The sequence below is a fragment of the Vibrio sp. 10N.239.311.G01 genome (assembly GCF_041465805.1).
GTDB lineage: Bacteria > Pseudomonadota > Gammaproteobacteria > Enterobacterales > Vibrionaceae > Vibrio > Vibrio crassostreae_C.
Genome location: NZ_JBFSRM010000062.1, coordinates 1 through 2,787, shown reverse-complemented (window position 1 = coordinate 2,787; position 2,787 = coordinate 1). Strand labels below are relative to the sequence as shown.

The 2,787-nt window shown below is 43.6% G+C and carries 3 protein-coding genes; 1 reads left to right on the top strand and 2 read right to left on the bottom strand.

Annotation, left to right across the window (positions count from 1 at the left end):
• Positions 1–117: 117 nt before the first annotated feature.
• The gene (locus AB6D06_RS22340) at positions 118–510 is read right to left on the bottom strand and encodes a heme-binding protein (RefSeq protein ID WP_372101479.1); all 393 of its coding nucleotides are present in this window, start codon (positions 508–510) and stop codon (positions 118–120) included.
• A gap of 9 nt (positions 511–519) precedes the next feature.
• On the bottom strand, positions 520–1,530 hold the full coding sequence (locus tag AB6D06_RS22335) for an aldo/keto reductase family oxidoreductase (RefSeq protein WP_102458687.1): 1,011 nt from the start codon (positions 1,528–1,530) through the stop codon (positions 520–522).
• 132 nt (positions 1,531–1,662) lie between these two features.
• Here AB6D06_RS22335 and AB6D06_RS22330 point away from each other — a divergent pair, with 132 nt between their 5' ends.
• The gene (locus tag AB6D06_RS22330; RefSeq protein WP_065584229.1) at positions 1,663–2,547 is read left to right on the top strand and encodes a LysR family transcriptional regulator; all 885 of its coding nucleotides are present in this window, start codon (positions 1,663–1,665) and stop codon (positions 2,545–2,547) included.
• Positions 2,548–2,787: the final 240 nt, after the last annotated feature.

Sequence of the window (2,787 nt, the reverse complement as noted above, 5' to 3'; positions counted from 1 at the left end):
GCTCTGAAGGATCCTTCAACCGATCGCTTTGGCTTTAACTGATCGGCATTAATGCACATGCATCGGTTTTTTATTATCTGTTACTTCTAACTTCCATTGCTGCACAAGCAACAGCACTTAGAGCACAAGTTGAATCACTTTCTCAGCAAGTGCTTCATCGTCATCTTCACTTAATCCGCTGATACCAATAGCGCCAATCACCTGCCCCTTTAACTCAATGGGAACACCGCCTTTAAAGCCAGTGATCTTAGGGTCAGTCCAGTAATTTAAGTCTTTACCAGTTTCTTTTGCCCAAGCACCTAAGTTACCACTTGGCTGTTTGTCTCTTGCAGACGTATAAGCTTTGTTCTGTGCTAACAATCCAGCTTGTACGCTCACATTATCCATGCGAATAAACGCCAGTAACTCTCCGTGCGTATCACACACGCTCACCGCAATTGCTTGTTGATTATGCTCGGCAATGTCTAGAGCGTTAGACACCAACTGTTGTGCGATCTTTTGATTCAACATGCTCATTCCTTATGGCAGTGCTTGACCACGTGAGTACACGTATAAGTTGTACCACTCTTCACGAGATAGGTTTATCTGAGTCGCTACCGCTGAAGCTTTGATTCGGTCTAGATTTGTGGTGCCAATAACAGGTTGGATACGAGCTGGGTGACGAAGCAAAAATGCCAACACAATCGCTTCACTTTCTACGCCATATTGATTTGCTAACTGAGCCACGTAGTGCGCCGTCTTTTTCACGTGTTCATGTTCTGAATACAAACCTTGCTCAGCAAATCGGCCTTGTGCCAAACAACCCCAAGCTTGCAATTGGATGTCATTCATTTGGCAATGTTCAAGAGTGCCTGCGGCGAAGTCTGATTGATGGTGCCCTTGCGAGTTAATCATCACCCCATCGTTCAACCAATCCAACTTGGCTAAGCTCATCTCAACTTGATTCGCGACAATGGGTTGCCCAAGTGCAGATTGCAGGTACTGAATTTGGTGACTGTTCATGTTCGACACACCAAAGAAATCGACCTTACCCTGCGCTTTTAAGTGCTCTAACACTCTTGCCAGGTCATCGAGTTCCATCAAGGGATCAGGACGATGTAATAACAGCACATCGAGCTTTTCAGTATTCAATCGGTTGAGAATACCGTCTACCGATTGGCTTACCCAATCTACCGAGAAATCATAACGACCGACATTGCCCTCACCTTCAAAACGAATCCCACACTTAGATTGAATGAACATCTGATCACGTAATTCAGGCGCTTGTTGTAACGCTTGACCAAAAGCTTGCTCAGCTTTGCTGAACGTATAGATATCCGCATGATCGAATAAGTTAATACCCGATTCTAATGCTGTCTCGATTACGCTTCGTGTTTGAGCAACATCCGCACTTGTCACTGGATTATCATTCCAGCCACCACCTAACCCCATGCAGCCATAGGCGACTTGGCCGACATTCGGCAGATAATTTGATAATGGGATACGATTTTTATCATTCGTTTTGTTTGTAGATTCAATGCTGTTCGTCATATCGATTCTCGCTTAGAAGATTTGCTGACCATAAATATGCCTCTATCATATTGTTCTTTTTAAAAAACAGAATATGCTAGTTACGAAATGATTGTTTGATATGACGAACAATAGATTAGTAGGAATGTGCGAATGAACGAACACAAAAGAATTGAACGACTGATCTTGTTTGTAGAACTTGCTCAGCAACTCAACTTTACCAAGGCAGCTGAAAAGCTCGGTATCTCTAAGAGCTACCTTTCTGAGCAGATCAAACGTTTAGAGAATGATTTACAGTGCCCGCTTTTGGTCAGAACCACGCGCAGTGTTCGTTTAACCCAAGAAGGCGAACGCGCGTTGCAACAAGGCTTAACGATTCGCTCGCAAGTTTTACAGCTTGAACGCAGTGTTTCTGAGCAACACGACATCGTAAAAGGTCTATTGCGCCTCACCGCACCAAAGATGTTTACTGAGGTATATCTATTCGATATCTGCCAACAGTTTAGGCAACAATATCCAGAAATCCGCTTTGAGATAAACAGCAGCTACACCAACTTTAATCTCAATCAAGATGATATCGATATCGCGTTTCGTGCCACCAATACGCCACCTGACAACATGGTGGCGAAACACTTGATTAGCTATCAACATGATTTAGTCGCGACTCCCGGTTATCTTAACCAATTTGGTCGCCCTACCAATGTGAGTGACTTAAGTGATCATCAATGCTTAGCAACTCTGCACCAAACCGAGTGGCCTTTAAAATCGGTAAATATTGATGTGTCCGGCTGGCTTTCAAGTAATGACAACCACCTGCTTAAGCAACAAGCCATGGCAGGCAGTGGCATCATCCGTATTGCAAGTTACTACGTTGCGAAAGAGATCGAGCTTGGAGAGTTAGAGCGAGTGCTGCCTGATGAATGTCTGCAACAAGGCAACAGTATTTATCTGTTCTATCCGCAAGTTATTTATCCGGCAAAGAAACACCAAGTGTTCGTTAAATTTGTTCAGCATTACTTTGAAAGCTTAAGTCGATAAAATGATGCACAGCTCACTAGGGCTTGTTGGTTTCATCTGGCCAACATATTCGTCGTAGCGAGCTCTACTTCAACCTCTTCGGCTGAATGTGATACCAGTGAAAGTCGACTATATGGCCGATCTACTTTCAAGCCTACTCGTCCTAGTTCTTTTATTTTTTCTTGCTCTTACATTTACATTAATACCTAGGGCGTGTTGATCTTTGCTGTACATTTCGCGTTCAACAATACATCGGTAGCC

Bases quoted from the DNA above. Each gene is read 5' to 3' on its own strand.
- AB6D06_RS22340 (WP_372101479.1), bottom strand. From the start codon at position 510: ATGTTGAATCAAAAGATCGCACAACAGTTGGTGTCTAACGCTCTAGAC.
- AB6D06_RS22330 (WP_065584229.1), top strand. From the start codon at position 1,663: ATGAACGAACACAAAAGAATTGAACGACTGATCTTGTTTGTAGAACTT.
- AB6D06_RS22335 (WP_102458687.1), bottom strand. From the start codon at position 1,530: ATGACGAACAGCATTGAATCTACAAACAAAACGAATGATAAAAATCGT.